The sequence below is a fragment of the Thermodesulfovibrio sp. TK500a genome, from assembly GCF_055381765.1.
On sequence record NZ_AP041606.1, the window covers coordinates 160,135 to 182,434 of the forward strand.

A 22,300-nucleotide genomic window follows, 5' to 3' on the forward strand; every position below is an offset into this window, starting at 1 on the left:
ACTGATTAAAATATTTTTTTTCAATTAAAAGTTAGGGAAGGATGAAAAGGAATTTTTCTAAATTTTATAAATCTCCTCCATCTCCTCAGTATATGCACCATCTTCTTCATAAATGAAAAGAGGTCGCTCCACTTTAAGCGATACCTTGCCTTCTTTAACTGCCTCTAAAAGAACCATTTTGGCTTCTGTATTTTTTCTGGAATGAACAAATCGAAGTCTTTTAACTTCAAGTCTGTGGTTTCCCAGTATCTTTATAATCTCCGTTAATCTCTCTGGTAGATGGACAACATATAATCTACCCCTGTTTCTTAAAGCCCTCTGGGCTATACAGGCAATATCTTTTACGGTAAGACTTAATTCATGTCTGGCCAGAGCTTTTTCTCCCCAAGGACTTAATTTGCCCGAATTAGCTTTTCTGAATGGTGGATTTGATACGATAATGTCATAACCAGTTTCATTGAAGGCTTTAGCATCAATGCATATTACTTCTGTCTTGTTTTTTATTTCATTCATTCTAATGTTTTGTTCAGCAAGTTTAGCAAGTTCAGTCTGAATTTCTATCATTTTAACCTCAGCTGTTGGATATTTCTTTGCAAGAATTAAGCCCACTATGCCTGTTCCAGCTCCGATATCAAGGATTTTTTTCGCTTTTTTTAAATTAACAAACTTTGCAAGCAAGATTGCATCAACACTGAATCTGTAGCCTTCTTTAGGCTGACAGATTTTGAGGCTTCCTATTGAATCAATCGTAAAATCCATCGTTATTTTTTGCCATAATTCTTTAAAAAAATCAATAGTAAGTTTTTGTTTTTTCTGATATACTTAAAATAATAGCTTTTTTCAGGAGGTTTTATCATGATTGACCGAGAAAAAATTGAACAGGAGATAAGAATAGTGGCCTATGAAATATACTTAAAAAGTGGATGTATTCCCAACAGAGACTTAGACAATTGGCTTGAGGCAGAGAGAATAGTTCTTGATAAATACAAAGAGAAAGAAGAAAAGGCAATCTCAGAAGAAAAAAAGGTTAAAAAATCAAAAAGTAAATCTGTAAAAAAGAAAAGTTCATCTGAAAAAACAGAAGTAAAATAGCATCGAAAAGAAAGAAAAAGTGAAAGAAGCTCTTTTTTACACCAAGCTTGATAACGGAAAGATAGGGTGTAATCTCTGTAATCACCGATGTATAATCTCGATTAATTCAAGGGGAATTTGTGGAGTTAGAGAAAACAGAGAAGGAACGCTTTACAGTCTTGTTTATGGAAAAGTTATAGCAAAAGCAATTGACCCGATAGAGAAAAAACCACTTTTTCATTTCTATCCCGGTTCTGCTTCTTACTCTATTGCAACAGTAGGATGTAATTTTAGATGTCTTCACTGCCAAAATTTTTCCATAGCCCATTATACAAGATATTATAAGGACATTCAGGGAGAGGAATTATCAGCTGAAGAGATAGTAAAAGATGCTAAATCAAGCAATTGCGAGAGTATATCCTATACTTATACAGAACCGACAATTTTTATTGAATTTGCTTATGATTGTATGAGATTAGCCCATAAAGAAAAAATAAAGAATGTTTTTGTTAGCAATGGTTATATTAGCGAAGAAGCATTGAGATTTATTGCTCCTTACCTTGACGCTATAAATGTCGACCTTAAGGGTGACGAAGGATTCTATAAAAAAATCTGTGGTGCAAAACTTGAGCCTGTAATGGAAAATATCAAATTGCTGAAAGAATTAGGAATATGGGTAGAAGTAACAACCTTAATCATTCCCGAACTTAATGATTCGGAGGATTTTTTAAAAAGAGTTGCCCGCTTTCTTTACTCTATTGACCCAGCTATTCCGTGGCATGTTTCTCGTTTTTATCCTAAATTTCAGATTTTAGATAAGCCCGTCACACCTGTTGAAACTCTAATAAAAGCAAGGGAAATTGGATTTCAAGAAGGACTTAAATTCGTATACACAGGTAATATTCAAGGAGATAAAGGTGAGAATACCTATTGTCCTAATTGTAAAAGCCTTTTAATTGAAAGATTTGGATATTTTATCAATAAAATTAACATAAAAAACTCCCGCTGTCTTTTCTGCGGAAACTTGATTGAAGGAAAAGGTTTTCCTTAAAGCTTGTAGTCTATCTTTCTTAAAAAATCCTTTCTATGAATGCGGTCTTCTTCTTTCTCAACTCCCTTTGGAGAAAGTCCATCAATCACTCCAAGAATACCCCTTCCCTGCTGTGTTTCAGCTACAATAACCTCAAGAGGATTTGCAGTAGCACAGTAAATTGAGCAAACCTCCTGACACATTTTAATCGCATTTAAAACACTTATAGGAAAAGCACCTTTCATCAAAATACAAAACACGTGTCCTGCTCCTATATTTTGCAGATTTCTTATACATGTCTGCCTTAAATCCTCATCATTTGCTTCAGAACGAATAAGGCAAGGACCTGATGCTTCAGTAAATGCCACAGCAAACTTTGCATGGGGTATATGGGTTGCAAGAATCTCATAGAGGTCCTCCGCGGTTTTTATAAAATGTGTCTGCCCAAGAATTATATTAGCACCCTCTGGTATTTCTAATTTTACTGCCTTAATCTCCATTTTTACCTCCTTTTTGAGATTTTTTAATTATATCATAATCGACTTAAAGAGGGATTGTAAATTTTAATATGAATCTATTAGGATAAATTCATGGATGCCATGGAGATAATTGGCAAGTATTATAAAACCAATTCAAAGGCTTACACAATATTAGTCAATCATTCAAGGGCAGTGACAGAGAAAGCTTTAAGCATAGCTGAAAAGTTTAGTGTCGATAAAGAATTCATATCCGAAGCTGCAATGTTACACGATATTGGAATATTCTTAACAAATACTCCAAACCTCGACTGTCACGGTTCTCATCCCTATATAGCTCATGGTTATCTTGGAAGAGAAATACTTGAAAAGGAAGGATATCCGAGACATGCTCTTGTTTGTGAGAGACATACAGGAGTTGGAATAACAAAAGAAGAGATAATCAAAAATAAACTACCCCTTCCTCATCGAGATATGATACCTCTGACTTTAGAGGAAAAAATTATTGCCTATGCAGATAAGTTTTTCTCAAAAGAATCAGATGGCTCTGTAAGGATTAGAACTGTCGATGAAATTATAAAAGACTTGTCAAAATATGGCGTCGAAAAGGTGAAAATATTTAAAGAGTGGATCGATATTTTTGAGGGAGCTGCTTTATAGAGCAGCCCCCTTAACTGATAACTCTTCGAATGTTATTTCCTTAAGAGACTCTATAAATCTATCTCTAATCTTAAACCATACGGGATGAATAGGACATTTAGACACAAGACTACAAATCTTTTTATTATTGACGCATCTGTTAAGAACAACTTTATTTTCCATGGCAACTATAATATCATATAGAGATAATTCAACAGGGTTTTTTTTCAGTCTTATACCTCCAGTCACCCCTCTTTTAAGTTGAACCAATCCTGCTTTCTCAAGTTTTTTCAGGATTTTCATTAAAAAACTCTTCGGTATGTGCATGTTTTTTGATATTTCCTCTGCTTTAGCAAAATATCCTTCCATGCCTGAAAGATATAAAACTGTTCTAATAGCATAGTCTGTATCTCTTGTAATCTGTAATCCCCTAATAGCTTTCCTCCTTTAAATCTTTCTCTGTAATTTTATACATGAAAGTTTTATATGTCCATGCCTGATATAAGATAACAATGGGAACGAATATAATGACGACTATTGTCATTATTTTTAATGTATAAGGGCTTGAGGAAGAATTAAAGAGAGTGAGACTGTATTTAGGGTCAATAGATGATGGAATGAGATTTGGATACAGTCCAATTATTCCGCTGAATATAAGAGTGATTATGAAAAGAGCGGATGATATAAAAGCCTTTCCACGACGGTCTTTGAAAGTATAAAATCCTGTAGCAAACAAACAAAAAACAGCTAAAGCGGGAACTAAAAACCATAAAGGAAATTTAACAAAATTGTCATAAAGATTTGTAAATACTGCAGTTAAAGCCAAGAATATAACTGCAGATACAGTCTGAAAATACCAGAATCTTCTTGCTTTAATAATGGTTTTTTCTGCTAATTTCTCTGGCGCTCGTAAAGAAATCCATAAACCTCCATGAACAATGAAGGTAAAAAGAAAAAGTAAACCGACTATTACTCCATATGGATTAAGAAGACTGAAAAGAGTTCCGTAGTATCCTGAGTCGTCAAATTTAAGTCCCATAAAGATATTTCCAAAGGCAACACCAAAGAGCAAAGCTGGGATAAAGCTTCCAACGAATATTCCTAAGTCCCATAATTTTTTCTGAGTTTCTGTAGTAGCCTTTGGTCTAAACTCAACAGCAACTCCCCTTAAAATTAAGGCAAAGAGAATGATTAAAAGGGGTGTGTATAAATAGCTGAACATATATGCATAGGTTGTTGGAAAGGCTGCAAAAGTTGCTCCACCAGCAGTTATTAGCCATACTTCGTTTCCATTCCACACCGGTCCTATGGCATGAATGACAGCTTTTTTTTCAGTTTCCTCTTTTGCAACAAAGGGATACAGAATGCCAGCTCCAAAATCAAAACCATCGAGCGCAAAATAAACTGCCCAGAGCAGTCCCCATAAAATAAACCATATTATTTGAAATTCCATAGTTACACCTCCTTTGTTTCAGGACCTTTTCTGGCAAACTTTGCAAGAAGATATATGTCAATCACTCCTAATGCACCATAGAAAAGCGTAAATCCGAGTAGAGAGGCTAAAACCTGTGAGGGTTCAACTGACTTCGATACAGCTTCAGTTGTTCTGAGAAGTCCGTATACTATCCACGGCTGCCTACCTACTTCTGCAACAATCCAACCAAGTTGTCCCGCAATGTAGGGAAGAGGAATTGACCAAAGAAGTATTCGTAGCATCAGAGGGCTTGTTTCTGGCTTTTTCATCTTTAAGACTGCCCAGAGAGATAGAATTATAAATAGAAAACCAAGAATAACCATTAACCTGAAACTTACAAAAGTAAGCATTACAGGTGGTCTTTCAGAAGGTGCAAACTCCTTTAATCCCTTGATTTCCTCTTTACCAGCAAGTATACTGAGCATAGAGGGGATTCCGATGGCTTCAACAGCATTTTTTTCATTTTTAGGGTCTGGTATCAATAGAAGATACATTGGTGCATCTTTAGTGGTTTCCCAAAGAGACTCCATGGCGGCAAGCTTTGTTGGTTGAGTGTGAGCCACCTCCTTTGCATGAAAATCTCCAACTCCTGCAACCAGTATAGAGCTCAAAAGAGCAAATATAGCCCCAATCTTAAAACTTTTCTTGAAAAACTCTAACTCATTTTTTCTTAGCAAGTGATAGGCGGAGATGCCAAGAACAAAAAATCCAGCCACTACCCACCCTGAGATTACCGTATGAGCAAATTTTAGCAGTCCATAAGGGTTTGTAACAACAGCCCAAAAATCAACCATCTCTGCTCGACTATTATTAATCACATATCCAACAGGATTCTGCATCCATCCATTTGCTATGAGAATCCACAAAGCAGATAGATTTGTAGCTATTGCTACAAGCCATATGGAGAGGGCATGAAGCTTTGGTGAGATTCTGTTCCATCCGAAAATCCATACTCCAAGAAAAGTAGACTCAAGAAAAAAGGCAACAGTGGCCTCAATGGCAAGGGGTGACCCAAAAATATCACCGACATATCGAGAATACTCGGCCCAATTCATTCCAAACTGAAACTCCATCGTTATTCCTGTTACTACTCCGAGGGCAAAATTAATGATAAATAGCCTGCCCCAGAATTTTGCCATTCTTAGATAATCCTTGTCCCCTGTTCTTACATACTTTGACTCCATATAGGCGATAAGTATGGAAAGTCCAAGGGTAAGAGGAACAAAAATAAAATGAAAGGCCGCAGTTATTGCAAACTGCAACCTACTCAGCAATACAGTATCCATACTTCCCTCCTGAAATTTTTATTGTAGACTAATTTTATCCACTTTTAAAAAATTTGTCAAGCCTGCTCGTTAAAATAAATATTTCGACACAGTTTAGAATCTAAAGGGGCTTGGAACAAAAGTGAGGATGAAAACGATAAAAGATATTATTCCAATTAATCTTCTGCCTGGAGATAGACGACTTTCCCAGACCATTATGGGCGGATGGTCTATGCCTAAAAAAAGCAGCAGAACAGTCCAGACAAGCCAGCCATACCAGTAAAAAATTCCTAAAACAGCAACAAATAGAATTATAACTCTTGATATATAAAAATGCCATCTCCCAAAGAGAGCATAAGTTATATGTCCCCCATCGAGTTGCCCTATGGGTAAGAGATTCATTGATGTCACAAACAACCCTATCCAACCAGCAAAGGCAACAGAGTGTAGAAGCACATCCTGCCCTGCAGGAACTTCGCCGAGTATTACTTTTACAAGCAGAGAGAATAAAATTGAATCACCAAGCATGAAAAATTCATCCTGTCCAGCAACAGTTACAAATTTAGACATCTTAAGCCCTATTACACAAGCAACAACAGAGAGAATAAAACCTATCAGAGGCCCTGTTGCACCGATGTCAATAAGTGCCTTTCGTGTGAGGATAGGTGATTTCATCTTTATAAATGCACCGAAAGTGCCTATTATTGAAGGAGCAGGAATAAAATATGGCAGAGTTGCCTGAGTTCTATGGGCTTTTGATGCAAAGTAGTGACCCATTTCATGACCAAGAAGTATGGTCATTATGCTTATAGAAAAAGGGTAACCTTCTATAATTCTTAAGGGTTCTTTTATTATATTTATGCCCTGCTGAAGAGCTCCTGCAATTAGGGTGCTTACAATGGTGAGAAAAAACAGTATTATCGGAACTACATATCTTTTCATTTCACTGGCACTCCCTTTAAATCGTAATCATAGGCTTCTGTAATTAGAGTTTTAATCTTTTCGCCTTCTCTTAGAGAATTTGCATTGTCTAAGATTAAAACTCCGTCTATTTCAGGAGCATGACAGTAAAGTCTTCCAATGGCAATGTCCACATCTGTATAATCAATGATAGCTTCAAATTCTTTGTTAATTAAGTTTCTGTTTTTTTCAAGAGAAATTACTGATTGTCTTGACATTATTGTGTCGTATCTTCTTTTTTTAATATCCTCTGGAATTTGTCCCTTCAAGTTATAAGCTTTCGTTCCCTCCTCTTTTGAGTACTTGAAAACTCCAAGCCTTTCAAACTGAACTTCCTCTATGAAATCAACTAATCCCTGAAAATCCTCTTCAGTTTCTGTAGGAAAACCAACAATAAATGTGCTTCTTAGAGTTACACCAGGGATAATATCTCTTATCTGCCTTATTTTTTTTAAGTATTCCTTTTTTGTTCCTCGCCTTCCCATTAATCTTAGGATTCTGTCTTCAGAGTGTTGCATCGGAATGTCAAGATAATTAACTATCTTCTCTTCCGTAGCTACTAATTCGAGGAGTTTTTCATCTATATCAGTGGGATAAAGATATAAGAGTCTAATCCAGAAATCGCCATTTATCTTAGTTAAATCCCTCAACAAAGATTTAAGGTCATACCCTTTTAAATCTCTTCCATATTGCGTTATATCTTGGGCAACTAAAATTAATTCTCTAATTCCACTATTTACAAAATCCTCTGCCTCCCTTAATATTAAATCGGGAGTTATACTTCTGAACTTACCTCTTATGTCGGGAATCACGCAAAAGCTGCATCTTCTACTGCAACCTTCTGCTATCTTAATGTATCTGTAGCTTTTGGGTTCAACGCTGTAAAAGGAGTGTTTGCTGCTTTCAATAAGGTTATTTCTGAATTGCTTCATGTATTCGGTTATCTTTTCATTTTCATCAACACCAAAAATAGCATCAATCTCAGGGATTTCTTTTGTTAATTCTCTTCCGTATCTTTTTGCAAGACAACCAAAAACTATTAATTTTCTGTCAACTTTGAATTTGGCAGCTGTTAATATCTCCTCTATTGATTCTTCCTTTGCGTCCTCAATAAAACAGCAAGTATTTATTAAAATGAAATCTGCTTCTTTAAAATCCTCTACGTAGATAAAGCTTTCTTTTTTTATTAGCTCTATCAAGTGCCTGGAATCAACAATATTCTTAGGACATCCAAGAGTTATTACGGTAAATCTTCTCATCGATTAAAAATGTTGCCAACCTTCTGGCTTTGCTGGAATTTTTCCCTTTGATGGGTCAATAATAAAAAGCTCTCTTTGATTTATTATTTTACCTATAGGAATAAGTCCAAAGGCTGTTAGATTTTGATTAGATGATACAACTAAAAGTTCATAGTCTTCACCACCACTTAAAATTAATCTCTCTGGCTCCATATTTAAGTATTCAGCAGTTTTTACAACAGCAGGATGAAAGGGTAATTTTTCTAAATAAATCTCTGCACCTACCTTGCTTTCCTCGCAGAGCCTAAACAAATCAATCAATAATCCATCACTGATATCCATCATTGCTTTGGCAAATTTGCTGAACTCGTAGGGCTTCCTCGCTTTAGGCATTAAGTGTCTTTCTAAAAGGTCATTGATGGGTATTCCAATTTTTTCATTTAAAAGATTAAAATTCTGAAAGTCCCTAATATTTTTTACAACAGCTTTTTCCTTTTCGTCTAATTTATTAAGAAGATAAAAACCTGCAGAAGAAAGTCCTGTGCATGAAGTAATAAAAATGAAATCTCCTGGCTGAGCACCTTTTCTCATTACAGGGTTTTCGCACTCTCCCAATGCAAAACCTGAAAGTATGAGCTTTTCACTTCTCGAAAGGTCTCCTCCGAGTAAGTATCCTTCATAGTAATCGAGGGCGTCTTTTATACCGTCAAATAGTTCGTTTAAATCTCTTTCATTTACGGTCTCTGGAATTCCAAGAGATAAGAGAAAACCTTTAAAATCTCCTCCCATGGCGTAAATATCGCTTACATTGACAGATACTATTTTAAAACCAAGATGATAGAGAGAAGTGTAACTCAAGTCAAAATGTATCTTTTCAATCATTAAATCAGTAGTAAAAACAGCAGCATCTCGAAGTTTTACAATTGCCGCATCGTCTCCTATGCCAAGTCCTAATTTTTCAGGCAAAGGAAATCTGTTTTTTATGTATTCAACTATCTCAATTTCGCTTTTTTCCATTAAATTCCATTAAAATTATTTAGCTGCTTTCCTCTTGATTGACTTTTTTTCTTTTGTAAATATCTGCTTTAGTATCTCATCCATAGACTCGGCAAGTATAAATTTCATCCCGTCTTTTACATATTTTGGCAGTTCCTCAAGGTCTTTTTTATTTCGCTTCGGGATTATTACGGTCTTTATTCCCATTCTCTTAGCGGCCAGCACTTTTTCCTTAAGTCCTCCTATGGGAAGCACCCTTCCCCTGAGGGTAATCTCTCCTGTCATGGCTATATCTTTTCTCAAAGGCCTACCGGTAAATACAGAAGCAATTGCTGATGCCATTGTGATGCCTGCAGAAGGACCATCCTTTGGAATAGCTCCTGCAGGAACGTGTATGTGAAGGTCCATGTTACTTAGGAGTTTCTCATCTATATTTAGCTCCTTTGCCTTTGATTTTACATAACTTAGAGCAGCCTGAGCAGATTCTTTCATCACATCTCCCAGTTGCCCTGTAAGAATTAAATTGCCCTTGCCTTTCATAAGGGTTGCTTCAATATAAATTACATCTCCTCCTGATTCGGTCCATGCAAGTCCTGTAGCAACGCCGACTTCTTCTTTTTTCAGTTCTTCTTCAGGAAGATACTTTGGAGCACCTAAAAATTTTGAAACCTTATCAGGTGTGATGTAGAATTTTCTCTTTTTACCTTCTGCTATATATTTAGCAATTTTTCTGCATAAATTAGCAATTTCTCTTTCAAGATTTCTTACACCTGCTTCTCTTGTGTAGTGAGTTATTATGTATCTTATTGCTTTATCACTTATTTTCAGTATTGAAGAGTTAAGTCCATGTTCATCGAGCTGCTTGGGAATGAGATATTTTTTTGCAATCTGAAGTTTTTCTTCTTCTGTATAACCTGAAAGATATATTATCTCCATTCTATCTCTCAATGCAGAGGGAATTGTATCTGCCACATTACCGGTACAGACAAACATTACCCTGCTTAAATCAAAGGGAACAGCAAGATAGTGGTCGACAAAACTATTGTTTTGTTCAGGGTCAAGCACTTCAAGAAGAGCACTCGAAGGGTCTCCTCTGAAATCCATTCCAAGTTTATCTATCTCATCAAGCATAAAAACAGGATTGTTCGTTCCTGCCTGCCTAATTCCCTGAATAATTCTGCCGGGAAGAGCACCAACATAGGTTCGTCTGTGTCCTCTAATTTCTGCCTCATCTCGAACTCCGCCAAGAGAGATTCTTACAAACTCTCTACCAAGAGCTTTTGCTATAGAACGTCCTAATGAGGTTTTTCCAACGCCAGGCGGACCAATAAAGCAAAGAATAGGCCCTTTCATTTTTTCTTTAAGTTTTCTAACACTAAGATACTCAAGTATTCTCTCTTTGATTTTCTCAAGGTCATAGTGGTCCTTATCGAGAACTTCCTTAGCTACTTTTATGTCTAATCTATCTTCAGTAGAACGAGACCACGGAAGCTCTGTGAGCCATTCGAGATAGGTCCTTACAATGGCTGATTCTGCTGCCTCTGGATGCATTCTTTCAAGCCTTTTTAACTGCTTTTCAGCTTCCTCTTTTACCTTTTCGGGCATTTTTGCTTCTTCTATTTTCTTCCTGAATTCGTTTATCTCTTCTGCCTTTTCGTCTATATCGCCCAGTTCCTTTTGAATAGCCTTGAGTTGTTCTCTGAGGAAATACTCTCTCTGGGTTTTATCAATCTCGTTTTTCGCTTCTTTCTTGATTTTCTGCTGGATTGTTAGAAGTTGAATCTCTCTGTTAAGAATTTCTCCTATTTTTTGAAGTCTTTCAAAGGGGTCTGTGTATTCAAGTATCTGCTGGGCTTCAGAACTTTTAAGCCCAAGGTTAGAAGCAATCAGGTCTGCAAGTCTTCCTGGTTCATCAATATTTTCAATTATAACCATTGCATCGGGTGGAATATTTTTCCCCAAAGAGATTGCCTTTTCGAGTTGTTCTTTTACAGTTCTTACAAGAGCTTCTTGTTCGAGAGAAACCTCTTTAATCTGAATGTCCTCAATTTTTTCAATCTTTGCCACATAAAAACCTTCATATTGCGAAAATTCTAAGGCTCTTGCTTTGGAAAGTCCTTGAACAAGAATTTTAAGCCTGCCATCAGGGAGTCTCAACATTCTCATTATCATGCAAACTGTTCCTATATCGTATAAATCAGAAGGTTCTGGAGTTTCTACGTTAAAATCCTTTTGAGTAAGTAGTAAAATCAGTCTATTCGTATTTAAAGCATGTTCAACAGCTTTAACAGATATGTCTCTTCCTACAAAAAGAGGAATAATCATATAAGGAAAAATTACTATGTCTCTAACAGCTAAAACAGGCAGCTGTTCTGGAATTTCTATCTCTTTATTGTTCTGTTTTTCCTCATTTTGTTGATTGTTTTCTTTTTTTATCTCATCCATTGCTTGCCACCCCCTAAATTTTATAAATCTCTCCATTAATTTTAACAATTTTTTATTAGATTTTGTTAATTTTGGAGAAATTTTAAGAACAAATACTTTGAGCTTTTTCTTTGAGAAACTTTATGAGGTCTTTTGAAATCTCAGGGTCTCTTAGAGCAAATTCAAGAATTGTCTTTATATAACCAAGTTTTTCTCCTGCATCAAATCTTTTACATTTTATTACATATCCGTATATCTTCGTATCCTGCAAAAGAAGTCTCATAGCATCAGTTAGTTGTATTTCTCCACCTTTACCAGGCTCCACCTTTTCAAGGTATCTGAATATATCGGGAGTTAGGATATATCTTCCGATTATTGCCAGATTAGAGGGAGCTTGAGATTGTTCAGGTTTTTCTATCATGTCTTTAATCAAGTAGTTTTCTCCCTCTTTCTCAACTGAAACTATTCCATATCTTGAGACTTCACTCCATGGGACTTCTTCTAAGGCAACTACGGGAGTTTTTGTTTTTTCGTATATAGAAATCATATCCTGTAAAACAGGATATTCGGGGTCAATTACGTCATCACTTAATATGACCACGAAAGGCTCATTATTCACAAAAGGCTTTGCATACATAATAGCGTCTCCAAGCCCTCGTGGCTCTTTTTGTCTTATGAAAGCAAAATTCAGATTTTCAAAGCAGTTTATCTTGTGTAGAAGTTCAAGCTTGCCAGAGTTTCTCAGTCTTTCCTCTAATTCATAGGCCTTATCAAAATGGTCCTCAATCGCTCTTTTATGCTTACCAGTGATGAATAAAAAATCCTGAATTCCAACCTTTTTTGCCTCTTCTACGGCATACTGAATTATCGGTTTGTCCAAGATTGGCAACATCTCTTTTGGAGAAGCTTTGGTAGCAGGAAGAAATCTTGTGCCAAGACCTGCAACGGGCAGAACGGCTTTTCGTATCATAGAGAGCCTCCGAAATAAAAAATAATGCCGGAGACGAGACTCGAACTCGTACGGAGGGAACCCTCCGAGGGATTTTAAGTCCCTTGCGTCTACCAGTTCCGCCACTCCGGCTATTTTTAAATTACTAAAAAAGAGTCATTAAATTCAAGTATTGTTATGTGAATTAATCCATTACTGCTCCTCTGTCAGCAGAACTTACCATTTTCATATATCTGCTGAGATAACCTTTTAGTATCTTATCTTTTTTTGGTCTCCAACTTTTTTGACGTTTTTTGAATTCCTCTTTCGATATCTTGAGTTCTAACTTTCTATTTGGTATATCTATTAGGATTTTATCTCCATCCTTTACTAAAGCAATAGGACCTCCTTTTGCTGCCTCAGGCGAGACATGTCCAATACACGGTCCTCTCGTGCCACCGGAAAATCTTCCGTCTGTTATTAAAGCAACGGATTCATTTAAACCCATTCCTGTTATGGCACTTGTGGGAGAAAGCATCTCTCTCATTCCAGGTCCACCAGAAGGACCTTCGTATCTTATAACTATAATGTCGCCTTTCTGTATTTTCCCATCAAGAATTGCTTTCATGGCATCCTCTTCTGAATCGAAACACTTGGCAACTCCTTCAAATTTGAGCATTTTAGGAGATACGGCAGTCTGTTTAACCACTGCACCATCTGGTGATAGAGAACCTCTCAGAATGGCAATTCCACCTTCTTTATGATAGGCATTCTTTAGTGAACGAATTACATTTTCATCATGTATCTCAGCATTTTTTGCTATATCTTTTATGTCCATGCCTGAAACTGTTGGATTGGGTTGTAATTTATCCTTAAATCTCTTTAAAACAGCTGGAATACCGCCTGCTCTGTAGAGGTCTTCCATATAGTGCTCGCCAGATGGAATGATGTTTACGATATGAGGAGTTTTTCTGCTTATTTCATCAAAAACGTCAAGAGGCAAGTCCACCCCTGCCTCATTGGCAATGGCTTTTATGTGAAGCACTGTATTTGTTGAACCTCCCAGAGCCATATCAATCATAATGGCATTGTGGAAAGCTTCTTTTGTAAGTATTTTACGAGCATTAATTTTTTTCTTTATAAGTTCAACTATCTGTGCTCCTGTCTCAAAGGCTAATCTCCTTTTTTCTGACATTACTGCAGGCGTTGCAGCTACACCGGGAAGACTCATTCCCAATGCTTCAGTTACACAGGCCATCGTATTTGCTGTATACATGCCCTGACAAGAACCTGCCGTTGGACAAGCGCACATCTCAAGGCAATCAAGGTCTTTTTGTGTTAAAAGCCCTTTTTTAAACTTACCCACTGCTTCAAATGTATCTGTTGTAAGGTTTCTTCTTTGTCCTTTGTAAAATCCTCCAAGCATCGGTCCTGCTGTAAGCACTATAGAAGGTATGTCAAGTCTTGCAGCAGCCATGAGCATACCAGGAGTTATCTTATCGCAATTGGTAAGAAGCACAAGCCCATCGAATTGATGGGCTTCTACAATGCATTCTATAATATCTGCAATTAACTCTCTTGAGGGAAGAGAGTATTTCATTCCTTTATGACCCATTGCTATTCCGTCACAAATTCCAGGAATTCCGAAGAAAAAAGGATAACCTCCAGCGCTATGAACTCCTTTTTCAATGAAACGTTCAAGTTCATTCATTGATATGTGACCAGGTATTATGTCAGTAAAGCTTGTTGCAACTCCTATGAAAGGTTTATTGATTTGGCTTTTTGGAATACCTGTAGCATAAAGAAGGGCTCTGTGAGGCGTTCGTTCCAGTCCCTTTTTAACTGTATCGCTTCTCACTTAGTAGCCTCCTCGGAAAGTTTTAATTTATATTGTCTGACAATTTCTGCCATTTTGTCTTTTTTATGAAGCTTTTCTTTTTGCATTTTCTTCTTCTCAATTTCCTCCTCAGGAGTTAAGTAGGCTTTTCTGTTCATTTCGTCAAGAATGCTATCAAGATGTCTGTGTTCCTCGTAAAGCTTTCGAAACTCTTCATTCTCTCTTTTGAGAATCTTAATGATTTCTTCTTCCCTCATGGAACACCTCCTAAGATGTTTTTTTCAATTTTACAACAAAATGAAAAAAATGACAAAAATTTTTATTCAAAGAAAGGCTTTATGTTATGGCAAATTAGAGACTAACCTAAAAGTCTTGCTGCTTTTTTGGCAAAGTAGGTGAGAATTATATCTGCACCAGCTCTTTTTATGGAGGTAAGAATTTCGAGCATCACAGCATCTTCATTAAGCCAACCTAACTGTGAGGCTGCCTTTACCATAGAATACTCTCCGCTAACATTATAGGCTGCAACAGGAACTGAAAAGCTTCTTTTAACATCGGAGATAATGTCAAGATAGGCTAAGGCAGGTTTAACCATTACTATATCGGCACCCTCTTCAATATCAAGGGCTACTTCTTTCAAGGCTTCTCTTCGATTGGCAGGGTCCATCTGGTAGCTTCGCCTATCTCCAAATGCAGGAGCTGATTGAGCTGCTTCCCTAAAAGGTCCATAGAAAGCGGAAGCATATTTTGCTGCATAAGAGAGTATAATTACTTCTGTAAATCCTTCTTTATCAAGGGTTTCACGAATTTTTCCCACTCTACCATCCATCATATCTGAAGGAGCCACTATATCGGCTCCTGCTCGAGCATGTGTTAGGGCTTCAAGCGATAGAAGCTCAAGTGTTGCGTCATTATCAATTTTTCCATTCTTTATAATTCCGCAGTGCCCATGAGAGGTATATTCACACAGGCATACATCTGTTATAACTATCAACTCAGGAACAGAGTCTTTTATAGCTTTAACAGCTTTCTGAACAACACCGTTTTCATCGTATGCTGAAGAAGCTTTTTCATCTTTATGTTCGGGAATTCCAAAAAGAATTACCGCCGGAATGGAGAGGGAGAAAACCTCTTTGGCAGACTTAACTACTTCATCTATGCTTTCTTGAAAGCACTCAGGCATAGATGATATTGGATTTTTAATTCCTTTGCCTGGAACAACAAAAAGAGGATAAATAAAATCCTGAGGCGTGAGGATAGTTTCCCTCAACATTTTCCTCAGGATTTCCGTTTTTCTTAGTCTTCTTGGGCGATGAAGAGGAAACATCGCTTATACGCCGCAAGAACCTCCACAACCAGGGCCACAAGAAGGCATTGGTCCTTTGAGAATAAAGCCTTCTTGTTCTTCATCTTCATAGTAATCCAGCTCAATTTCACTCAGGAGGTCAAAGGTTTGTTTATCTAAGAAAACCCTTAAGCCATCCTTTTCTACAACTTCATCACCTTCCTGGGGATTTTCGTCAATATCAAGACCAAAAGAAGGGCTGCAATATCCCTCTGCTGAGAATATTCTCAAACCCCATCCTTCTTTTCCCTCGTTTTTGAGGATTAGTTTAGCCTTTTCGGCTGCCTTTGAACTGATACTAAACACAGCTACCTCCTAAAAATTTATTCTAACTTGAGGATAGCAGTTTTGGGAAATAATTTGCAAGAAAAAATTTGATGCGTATAAAATATAGACCATGAATCCTGTAAGGAATATAAAAATTATTAGATATAAAGATGGAAAATTTGATGAATGTGACGATATTGTTGCTGTCGAAGCAAAACTGAGGCTTTACATAAATGACGAAGAGATTCTATCCATATCTACTACACCATCAAATATTAGAGAATTAATAACGGGATTTCTTATGACCGAAGGAATTCTAAAAGGAGAATGGTGTCCAGAAAAAATATCAATAGAAACAGACGAAAAAGAAATAAAAGCTAAAGTTATACTTGAAGGTTTTACCTCTTTAGAGGGGAAAACGATTACATCCGGTTGTTTGGCTTCGGTGAGTTTTATCAAGGAGTTGAAAACTAAAATTGTTGACGATTTAAAAGTTGAAGCTCACTCACTATTTAGTCTTTTCAGGGAATTTCAATTAAAATCTCAACTATATAGGGAAACAGGATGTGTTCACTCTGCTGCTATTGCGGACAAGGATAAAATTTTATTCTTATCAGAGGATGTGGGTAGGCATAATGCCGTTGATAAAGTTATTGGTTGGGCACTTCTTAATAAAGTCTCTTTTGCTGGAAAAATAATTCTTGTAAGTGGTAGAGTTTCCTCTGAAATGGCTTTGAAAGTAGCCAAATGGAAAATTCCAATTATTGTAAGCAGAGCAGCACCTACATCTCTTGCGGTAGAACTGGCAAACAATGTTGGGCTGACGGTAATAGGTTTTTTAAGGGGCAATAGGTTTAACGTATACAGTAATCCTCAAAGGATAGGAGAATATGAACAAAAGTGAGGTTATATTTATAATTCAAATAAGTGGAGACCTATCGGGAAAAGATTTAAGCGGTATAAAGCTCTCTGAAATTGATATTATTAAGGTAAATTTTAGTAATGCCATCCTAAGGGATGCAGACCTCAGTAAATCAAATCTTTCTCTTTGTAACTTTGAAGGAGCTGATTTAAGCAATTGCCGACTTGACAGTGCAAATCTTACAGGAGCGAATTTTAAGAATGCTAAATTAAACGGTGCTGATTTAAATTTTTCCTTCCTGCCAGGTGCAAACTTTCATAATGCCCAGATGAAAAAGGTAAATCTTCTTAATGCAAAGATAACTAATTGTAATTTTGAAAATGCAAATCTTGAAGGAGCAAATCTTCAGATGGTTGAAGCTTCTCTTGCAAACTTTAAGGGAGCGACAATGATTTCAGCAGACCTTAAGCAGGCAACTTTCACGGGTGCAGACTTTTCCGGTGCCAATATGGAAAAAGTAAGCTTTTTCAAATCAGACTTATCGGGAGCAAAATTCAACGGTACAAATCTTAAAAATGCTGAATTCATAAGATGCTCTCTAATAGCCACCGAGTTCATCAATTCTAATGAAGGTGACGCAAAGTTTGAGAATAACTTTACGTCACCCTTTAAAAAGTTTCCATAGTTTTACTCTGGAAGTTCCTCAAGATTGAGAAATGGAGGAATGTCTACCATTGCGTTAACTATGAGGTCTGCAAGGCCAGAGTAGTTTATTTTAAATCTATCGAAAAGCTGATAGGCATGTATCATGTCCCTTAAGGAGCCTTTACAATTTGAACATGTTGCTACCACATGTTTGGGAATATCTTTATCGAGAACGTCACTGAAAGTATCGAGAATTTGTTTTGTTTTAACTCTGAGGGATACCTTATTCTTCCATACAGGGAAATTTAATGTTCGAAAGATTGCAAAACCGCTTCCTCCTCCGCAACAGTAGTTCATTGAGCCATTTGGGTTCATCTCTCTGAAAGTTCCCGGTGTTATTGCCTTTATTATATCTCTCTGTGGTTTGTAAATTCCCATTAGCCTAACAATATTGCAAGAGTCATGCATTGTTACAGGAAAATTATTTCTCGAAGGGTCTAACTTTATTCGTCCACTCTTTACTATCTCCCACATAAGTGGTAAACAACTCTCTCTTTGAATGTTCCAGAGAGGAGAACTGGCAGGTAAGATTCTGTCAAATATTACTGTATATACTTTGTGAGAATGACCACATTCACCGATTACGACTTTCTTTACTCCAAGTTCATGGGCAATCTCAAGATGCCTCAACCCTACCCTTGCAAGTTCTACATCATCATACCAAGCGCCATAATTAACACCATCGTATCCAATTGTTTCACTGCTTAATGTGTAGTTAATCCCGGCTGCATCAAAAAGAATTGCAAAAGCTGCGATGTGGTCTGGCCAAGAAATGTATTCTCCACCGTTGTGATACAGGAGAATTTCTGCGCCCTTTTTGTCAACGGGAATTTTTATTTTTCTTCCGGTTTTTTCCTGTATGTCATCTTCGATAAATTTTATTATATCTCTAAAAGCCTCTGTTCTCATGCCAGTGGTTGAACCAGCCTTTAAATGCAGTCTCGTTCCTTTCAGAAAAATCTCCACAGGTGCCATTCCCAGCTCTTGACTGAATAACTTTCTTAGTTCTCTTGCAATCAGTCCATTGTCTATACCTACAGGACACTGTAGAACGCATCTTCTACATAAAGTGCAGCGATAGGCAAGTTCAAGAAGTCTTCGAATAGCAGCATATGTAACCTCTATATCTGCTCCTACGAAAGATTTTAAAAGCTTACCGCTGGTCGTAAAATGTCTTTTGTATATTCTGCGCAAAATTTCAGAACGGAAATTTGGTCTGTATATTTCTTTTTTTCCACTGCCAATATATACATGACATGCGTCAGCACAGGTGTTGCATTTCACACAATACTTTAAAGAGAGTAAGAGAGGCTTCATGAGAGTCCAGTTTGACTCAGGTAATATTAACTTTTGTATGCCCGTTAGAAATTTTTTAACTATTTGAGCTTTCTCCTCTTCATTTGGATTTTCGATTGGAAACACTGTATATCCATCAAGAGAGAAATCATATTTTTCAATCCATTCTTTGGAAAATTTATTGGGATGATTTTCTTCTGTAATGTATGGTGCTAAAGATACAAGCTCATTGTCCTCTATCTTTACTAAAGGCTCTTTTGTTTCAATGGAAAAATCTTTTAATGACTTCATAATTTCCTCCTATTTAAGATTTTTCATGGAGATTTGTATTTTTAGCATTTTCAAGCCAGTTCTGGTCAGAAAGCATGTGAGGCCCTGACCATCTGACTTTATAGTGAAGTTGTTGCATAATTTTCTTTTCCTCTTTAGAACCTTTAGTCTGAAATTCATCGCTCCATAAAATTTTATGAAATGTGAAAAACTTAACGGGACCGTGGAAAAATTTGGAAAAAGGAATATACATAAGAAATAACTCTACAAGAAGAAAATGGATTATTGTTAGCGAAGATATTTCATCAAAGGGTATGCTCAATTTTAAAACACCATCAACATAAATAAAGGCCTCACTAAGGGAACTATCTTGGATAAAGGAGAGAAAACCTGTAAAGAAAATTAACAGAAGAAAAATAAGATTGAAATATTCAATACCCGATGTATACAGCTTCAATTCCTTATTTATAAATCTTTTTGCTATTAGTCCTAAAGAACCAAAAACTCCTAAGACATATGAGAAAATTGGAACAATAACTAATCCCGATAGGTCTATGTCGGTAAATATTCCATCCAGGAGAAGTATTATCAACGTTCCAAAAAGCAACCCTACAGCCCAGTGTAAAGCCATAGACCAAATCCATAACCCATATTTGTTGAATTTATGAACTCTATGGAGAAAGAAAAGCTCTTTGAAAGGTTCTACGAATTCAAAATATGACCTCCGGGGATTATTCTTTTTAACCCAATCAATCTCCTCCATATAAGACCCACCATATCTTATTTTTTCAAGTTCACCCTTTGGAAGTGGATAAATTTCCCATCTTATGTTTAGTGGCATTTGAGAGATTTTATAAAACTTTATGGCAATTCCAGCAGTTAAAGCAACGGGAGATAAAACAGCCAAAAACAACAGTAAAGCTTCCATAGGCCCCTCCATATGTTTTTTTTATAAATTTATTAAAATAATTTATTTATAAATGTTATAAATAAGTCAATAAAAAAATCAAGTTAAATAAAAAATTTTATGAATTTATTTGCTTTTACTCGCTTAGTTGCTAAGATTAAGCTTTTTGATTGGATAACTTTTATGTGATATACTAACTAAGATTATGATTGATTTTATTTTCAATCCTTCATCTATTGCAGTTATTGGTGCTTCTTCTGAAGAGAAGAAGGTAGGTTATTCTGTCTTAAAAAATTTAATGACTGGCTTCACCGGTAAGCTATATCCCGTAAATCCTGGAAGGCAGGAGATTTTATCTCTAAAATGTTATCCTTCTGTCTCAGCAATACCTGACAGAGTAGACCTTGCCGTGATAGTTATTCCCGCCAAAGCAGTAGCAGAAGCCTTAAAGGATTGTGCTCAAGCAGGTGTTAAAGGTGTAGTTGTAATTACTGCAGGCTTTAAAGAAGTAGGTGGGGAAGGTCTTTTAAGAGAGAAAGAAATTGTTGACATTATAAGAAAAGCCGGAATAAGAATGGTTGGGCCAAACTGTCTGGGAGTCATGAACACAAAAAATAGAATGAACGCCTCTTTTGCTGCTGAACTGCCTCCAGAAGGTAGAATTGCCTTTTTTTCTCAGTCTGGAGCATTAGGTGTTGCCATCATAGACTGGTCTATAGAGAACAACTTTGGTTTCTCTAAGTTTGTAAGTTTCGGGAATAAAGCGGATTTGAACGAGACAGATTTTCTTGAGTATTTTGCCCATGACCCAGAGACAGATGTAATTCTTGGATATATAGAAGATATCGTTGATGGAAAGAGATTTCTTGAAGTGGCAAACAGAGTTACGAAAATAAAACCTGTCGTATTAATTAAGTCTGGAGCAACAGAGGCTGGAGCAAGAGCTGCCTCCTCCCACACAGGAGCTTTGGCAGGTTCAGACAGGGCCTTTAGTGAAGCTTTTAGAAAAACGGGGATAATAAGAGCATCGGGAATTCAAGAGCTTTTCGATACGGCTGAGATGTTTATATCTGGTCGAGCTCCGAAAGGCAGAAGACTACTAATAGTGACTAATGCTGGAGGACCTGGCATAATTGCGGCAGATACGGCTGACAAACTTGGAATAAAATTAGACCCCATGACAAGAAGCTCTATTGAAGCAATAGTTGAAAAACTACCATCAACAGCATCACTTTACAACCCTGTAGATATTATAGGAGATGCTACTTCTGAAAGATACAGGGTTGTTCTTGAACAGGCTTCAAAAGACCCTGCTGTGGAGGGAATTTGTGTTATTCTTACTCCTCAAGCTATGACAGATGTTGACAATATTGCAGATGTAGTAATATCCGCTGCTCAAAATACAGATAAACCTGTCTTTACCTCCTTTATAGGTGGTAAGAGAATAAAAAACGCCATATTAAAACTTAAAAAAGCAAGAATACCCTCTTTTACTGACCCCTCTGTATCAATAAATGCTTACAGCAGACTTATAAATTTTGTTGAAATGAAAAATAGAATATTTACCGAAGAAACTGCCCTTAGCATCCCTCTTGAAAATATTCAAAAAGCAGAGAGAATTATCAGTGAGTTACAGGCAAAAGGTGTTTCAGAAATAGGTGGAGAGGAAGCTATGGAGGTTCTATCCCTCTATGGATTCTCCTTCCCTGAAAGAGCTCTTGCAAAGACGCCGATGGAAGCAGTGGCCATAGCAGAGAGAATTGGTTACCCCGTTGTTATGAAAGTCTCTTCTCCTCATATTTTACATAAAACTGATGTTGGAGGAGTAAAGTTAAATCTCAACAATGAAAAAGCTGTATATAATGCTTTTTTAGAAATCACAACAAATGTCAAAAGAGTTATGCCAGATGCTTACATAGAAGGCGTCATGATATATGAAATGGTCACTGGTGGAAAAGAGGTTATACTTGGCGTAAGCTATGACCGAACCTTTGGTCACATGATAATGTTCGGATTAGGTGGAATATACGTAGAAGTTTTAAAGGATGTCTCTTTCAGAATAGTTCCTGTATCTGAAGAGGAAGCCTATGAGATGATAGGAGAGATAAAAGGTAGTAGAATCCTTGACGGAGTAAGAGGTGAAAAACCTTACGACAAAAAGGATATCGTAAATTGCATTAGGCGATTATCTAAAATCGTGCAAGATATACCTTTAATTAAAGAGGTGGACATCAATCCATATCTCGTTATGAACAATGGTGGAATAGGACTGGATGCAAGAATAATAATTTAGGAATTTTAGGGAGGCTT

22 protein-coding genes and 1 tRNA gene are annotated in these 22,300 nt (G+C 36.7%); 6 read left to right on the forward strand and 17 right to left on the reverse strand.

Going from position 1 to position 22,300, the window contains the following annotated elements; translation table 11 throughout:
* Positions 1–57: 57 nt before the first annotated feature.
* Entirely contained in the window at positions 58–759 is a 702-nt protein-coding gene (locus ACZ430_RS00780; RefSeq protein ID WP_297211008.1) for a tRNA1(Val) (adenine(37)-N6)-methyltransferase, read from the reverse strand.
* A 96-nt stretch (positions 760–855) separates the two neighbouring features.
* On the opposite strand from ACZ430_RS00780, the gene ACZ430_RS00785 reads away from it, so the two are divergent.
* Positions 856–1,092 carry a DUF2934 domain-containing protein gene (locus ACZ430_RS00785; protein ID WP_297211005.1) on the forward strand — a complete coding sequence of 79 codons (237 nt, stop codon included), beginning with the start codon at positions 856–858 and terminating at the stop codon, positions 1,090–1,092.
* 19 nt (positions 1,093–1,111) lie between these two features.
* On the forward strand, positions 1,112–2,122 hold the full coding sequence (gene amrS / locus ACZ430_RS00790; protein WP_297211003.1) for an AmmeMemoRadiSam system radical SAM enzyme: 1,011 nt from the start codon (positions 1,112–1,114) through the stop codon (positions 2,120–2,122).
* Here amrS and ACZ430_RS00795 read toward each other — a convergent pair.
* Positions 2,119–2,601, reverse strand: coding sequence for an adenosine-specific kinase (locus ACZ430_RS00795; RefSeq protein WP_297211001.1), 483 nt, complete (start codon positions 2,599–2,601; stop codon positions 2,119–2,121). The two genes, amrS and ACZ430_RS00795, sit on opposite strands and share 4 nt — an antisense overlap.
* A 90-nt stretch (positions 2,602–2,691) precedes the next feature.
* Here ACZ430_RS00795 and ACZ430_RS00800 point away from each other — a divergent pair, with 90 nt between their 5' ends.
* Complete coding sequence (locus tag ACZ430_RS00800; RefSeq protein ID WP_297210998.1) at positions 2,692–3,237, forward strand: HD domain-containing protein; 546 nt, start codon at positions 2,692–2,694, stop codon at positions 3,235–3,237.
* Here ACZ430_RS00800 and ACZ430_RS00805 read toward each other — a convergent pair.
* The 13 genes from ACZ430_RS00805 to ACZ430_RS00865 all read right to left on the reverse strand — a co-directional run bounded on the left by ACZ430_RS00805 (position 3,232) and on the right by ACZ430_RS00865 (position 15,989).
* Positions 3,232–3,651 carry an RrF2 family transcriptional regulator gene (locus ACZ430_RS00805; protein WP_464910763.1) on the reverse strand — a complete coding sequence of 140 codons (420 nt, stop codon included), beginning with the start codon at positions 3,649–3,651 and terminating at the stop codon, positions 3,232–3,234. The two genes, ACZ430_RS00800 and ACZ430_RS00805, sit on opposite strands and share 6 nt — an antisense overlap.
* The gene (gene cydB, locus ACZ430_RS00810; RefSeq protein WP_440871050.1) at positions 3,647–4,669 is read right to left on the reverse strand and encodes a cytochrome d ubiquinol oxidase subunit II; all 1,023 of its coding nucleotides are present in this window, start codon (positions 4,667–4,669) and stop codon (positions 3,647–3,649) included. The genes ACZ430_RS00805 and cydB overlap by 5 nt, the downstream gene beginning before the upstream one ends.
* A gap of 2 nt (positions 4,670–4,671) precedes the next feature.
* The gene (locus tag ACZ430_RS00815; RefSeq protein WP_297213657.1) at positions 4,672–5,976 is read right to left on the reverse strand and encodes a cytochrome ubiquinol oxidase subunit I; all 1,305 of its coding nucleotides are present in this window, start codon (positions 5,974–5,976) and stop codon (positions 4,672–4,674) included.
* Positions 5,977–6,069: 93 nt separating this feature from the next.
* The gene (locus tag ACZ430_RS00820) at positions 6,070–6,897 is read right to left on the reverse strand and encodes a site-2 protease family protein (RefSeq protein ID WP_297213660.1); all 828 of its coding nucleotides are present in this window, start codon (positions 6,895–6,897) and stop codon (positions 6,070–6,072) included.
* Entirely contained in the window at positions 6,894–8,174 is a 1,281-nt protein-coding gene (gene rimO / locus ACZ430_RS00825) for a 30S ribosomal protein S12 methylthiotransferase RimO (RefSeq protein WP_297213663.1), read from the reverse strand. Before rimO ends, ACZ430_RS00820 begins: the two co-directional genes overlap by 4 nt.
* Positions 8,175–8,177: 3 nt before the next feature.
* Positions 8,178–9,170 carry a thiamine-phosphate kinase gene (thiL, locus tag ACZ430_RS00830; protein WP_297213666.1) on the reverse strand — a complete coding sequence of 331 codons (993 nt, stop codon included), beginning with the start codon at positions 9,168–9,170 and terminating at the stop codon, positions 8,178–8,180.
* A 15-nt stretch (positions 9,171–9,185) separates the two neighbouring features.
* The gene (gene lon / locus ACZ430_RS00835; RefSeq protein WP_297213670.1) at positions 9,186–11,594 is read right to left on the reverse strand and encodes an endopeptidase La; all 2,409 of its coding nucleotides are present in this window, start codon (positions 11,592–11,594) and stop codon (positions 9,186–9,188) included.
* Between the two features lie 82 nt (positions 11,595–11,676).
* On the reverse strand, positions 11,677–12,543 hold the full coding sequence (gene galU / locus ACZ430_RS00840) for a UTP--glucose-1-phosphate uridylyltransferase GalU (RefSeq protein ID WP_297213673.1): 867 nt from the start codon (positions 12,541–12,543) through the stop codon (positions 11,677–11,679).
* A 25-nt stretch (positions 12,544–12,568) separates the two neighbouring features.
* A tRNA-Leu gene (locus ACZ430_RS00845) sits at positions 12,569–12,654 on the reverse strand.
* 52 nt (positions 12,655–12,706) lie between these two features.
* A complete protein-coding gene (gene ilvD / locus ACZ430_RS00850) occupies positions 12,707–14,359 on the reverse strand; it encodes a dihydroxy-acid dehydratase (protein ID WP_297213676.1) in 1,653 nt (550 codons plus the stop codon).
* Positions 14,356–14,595, reverse strand: coding sequence for a DUF465 domain-containing protein (locus ACZ430_RS00855; RefSeq protein ID WP_464910609.1), 240 nt, complete (start codon positions 14,593–14,595; stop codon positions 14,356–14,358). Before ACZ430_RS00855 ends, ilvD begins: the two co-directional genes overlap by 4 nt.
* A gap of 101 nt (positions 14,596–14,696) precedes the next feature.
* A complete protein-coding gene (hemB, locus tag ACZ430_RS00860; RefSeq protein ID WP_297213682.1) occupies positions 14,697–15,665 on the reverse strand; it encodes a porphobilinogen synthase in 969 nt (322 codons plus the stop codon).
* 3 nt (positions 15,666–15,668) lie between these two features.
* Positions 15,669–15,989, reverse strand: a complete 321-nt coding sequence (locus ACZ430_RS00865; protein WP_297213684.1) for a HesB/IscA family protein — start codon at positions 15,987–15,989, stop codon at positions 15,669–15,671.
* Between the two features lie 91 nt (positions 15,990–16,080).
* On the opposite strand from ACZ430_RS00865, the gene fdhD reads away from it, so the two are divergent.
* Together fdhD and ACZ430_RS00875 are read left to right on the forward strand one after the other, a co-directional pair.
* Complete coding sequence (gene fdhD, locus ACZ430_RS00870) at positions 16,081–16,854, forward strand: formate dehydrogenase accessory sulfurtransferase FdhD (protein WP_297213687.1); 774 nt, start codon at positions 16,081–16,083, stop codon at positions 16,852–16,854.
* Positions 16,841–17,497, forward strand: coding sequence for a pentapeptide repeat-containing protein (locus ACZ430_RS00875; RefSeq protein WP_297213690.1), 657 nt, complete (start codon positions 16,841–16,843; stop codon positions 17,495–17,497). The genes fdhD and ACZ430_RS00875 overlap by 14 nt, the downstream gene beginning before the upstream one ends.
* Positions 17,498–17,499: 2 nt before the next feature.
* On the opposite strand, the gene ACZ430_RS00880 is transcribed toward ACZ430_RS00875, so the two are convergent.
* Both ACZ430_RS00880 and ACZ430_RS00885 read right to left on the reverse strand, forming a co-directional pair.
* Positions 17,500–19,104 (reverse strand): (Fe-S)-binding protein, encoded by a 1,605-nt coding sequence (locus ACZ430_RS00880; RefSeq protein WP_297213692.1) that lies wholly within the window; start codon positions 19,102–19,104, stop codon positions 17,500–17,502.
* Positions 19,105–19,117: 13 nt separating this feature from the next.
* On the reverse strand, positions 19,118–20,011 hold the full coding sequence (locus ACZ430_RS00885) for a hypothetical protein (RefSeq protein ID WP_297213695.1): 894 nt from the start codon (positions 20,009–20,011) through the stop codon (positions 19,118–19,120).
* Between the two features lie 184 nt (positions 20,012–20,195).
* Here ACZ430_RS00885 and acs point away from each other — a divergent pair, with 184 nt between their 5' ends.
* The gene (gene acs, locus ACZ430_RS00890; protein WP_297213697.1) at positions 20,196–22,283 is read left to right on the forward strand and encodes an acetate--CoA ligase alpha subunit; all 2,088 of its coding nucleotides are present in this window, start codon (positions 20,196–20,198) and stop codon (positions 22,281–22,283) included.
* Positions 22,284–22,300: the final 17 nt, after the last annotated feature.

What these genes read in the sequence shown, in the direction of transcription:
- ACZ430_RS00780 (WP_297211008.1), bottom strand. Translation starts at nt 759, where the DNA reads ATGGATTTTACGATTGATTCAATAGGAAGCCTCAAAATCTGTCAGCCT.
- ACZ430_RS00785 (WP_297211005.1), top strand. Translation starts at nt 856, where the DNA reads ATGATTGACCGAGAAAAAATTGAACAGGAGATAAGAATAGTGGCCTAT.
- ACZ430_RS00795 (WP_297211001.1), bottom strand. Translation starts at nt 2,601, where the DNA reads ATGGAGATTAAGGCAGTAAAATTAGAAATACCAGAGGGTGCTAATATA.
- ACZ430_RS00800 (WP_297210998.1), top strand. Translation starts at nt 2,692, where the DNA reads ATGGATGCCATGGAGATAATTGGCAAGTATTATAAAACCAATTCAAAG.
- cydB (WP_440871050.1), bottom strand. Translation starts at nt 4,669, where the DNA reads ATGGAATTTCAAATAATATGGTTTATTTTATGGGGACTGCTCTGGGCA.
- ACZ430_RS00815 (WP_297213657.1), bottom strand. Translation starts at nt 5,976, where the DNA reads ATGGATACTGTATTGCTGAGTAGGTTGCAGTTTGCAATAACTGCGGCC.
- ACZ430_RS00820 (WP_297213660.1), bottom strand. Translation starts at nt 6,897, where the DNA reads ATGAAAAGATATGTAGTTCCGATAATACTGTTTTTTCTCACCATTGTA.
- rimO (WP_297213663.1), bottom strand. Translation starts at nt 8,174, where the DNA reads ATGAGAAGATTTACCGTAATAACTCTTGGATGTCCTAAGAATATTGTT.
- thiL (WP_297213666.1), bottom strand. Translation starts at nt 9,170, where the DNA reads ATGGAAAAAAGCGAAATTGAGATAGTTGAATACATAAAAAACAGATTT.
- lon (WP_297213670.1), bottom strand. Translation starts at nt 11,594, where the DNA reads ATGGATGAGATAAAAAAAGAAAACAATCAACAAAATGAGGAAAAACAG.
- galU (WP_297213673.1), bottom strand. Translation starts at nt 12,543, where the DNA reads ATGATACGAAAAGCCGTTCTGCCCGTTGCAGGTCTTGGCACAAGATTT.
- ACZ430_RS00855 (WP_464910609.1), bottom strand. Translation starts at nt 14,595, where the DNA reads ATGAGGGAAGAAGAAATCATTAAGATTCTCAAAAGAGAGAATGAAGAG.
- hemB (WP_297213682.1), bottom strand. Translation starts at nt 15,665, where the DNA reads ATGTTTCCTCTTCATCGCCCAAGAAGACTAAGAAAAACGGAAATCCTG.
- fdhD (WP_297213687.1), top strand. Translation starts at nt 16,081, where the DNA reads ATGAATCCTGTAAGGAATATAAAAATTATTAGATATAAAGATGGAAAA.
- ACZ430_RS00875 (WP_297213690.1), top strand. Translation starts at nt 16,841, where the DNA reads ATGAACAAAAGTGAGGTTATATTTATAATTCAAATAAGTGGAGACCTA.
- ACZ430_RS00880 (WP_297213692.1), bottom strand. Translation starts at nt 19,104, where the DNA reads ATGAAGTCATTAAAAGATTTTTCCATTGAAACAAAAGAGCCTTTAGTA.
- ACZ430_RS00885 (WP_297213695.1), bottom strand. Translation starts at nt 20,011, where the DNA reads ATGGAAGCTTTACTGTTGTTTTTGGCTGTTTTATCTCCCGTTGCTTTA.
- acs (WP_297213697.1), top strand. Translation starts at nt 20,196, where the DNA reads ATGATTGATTTTATTTTCAATCCTTCATCTATTGCAGTTATTGGTGCT.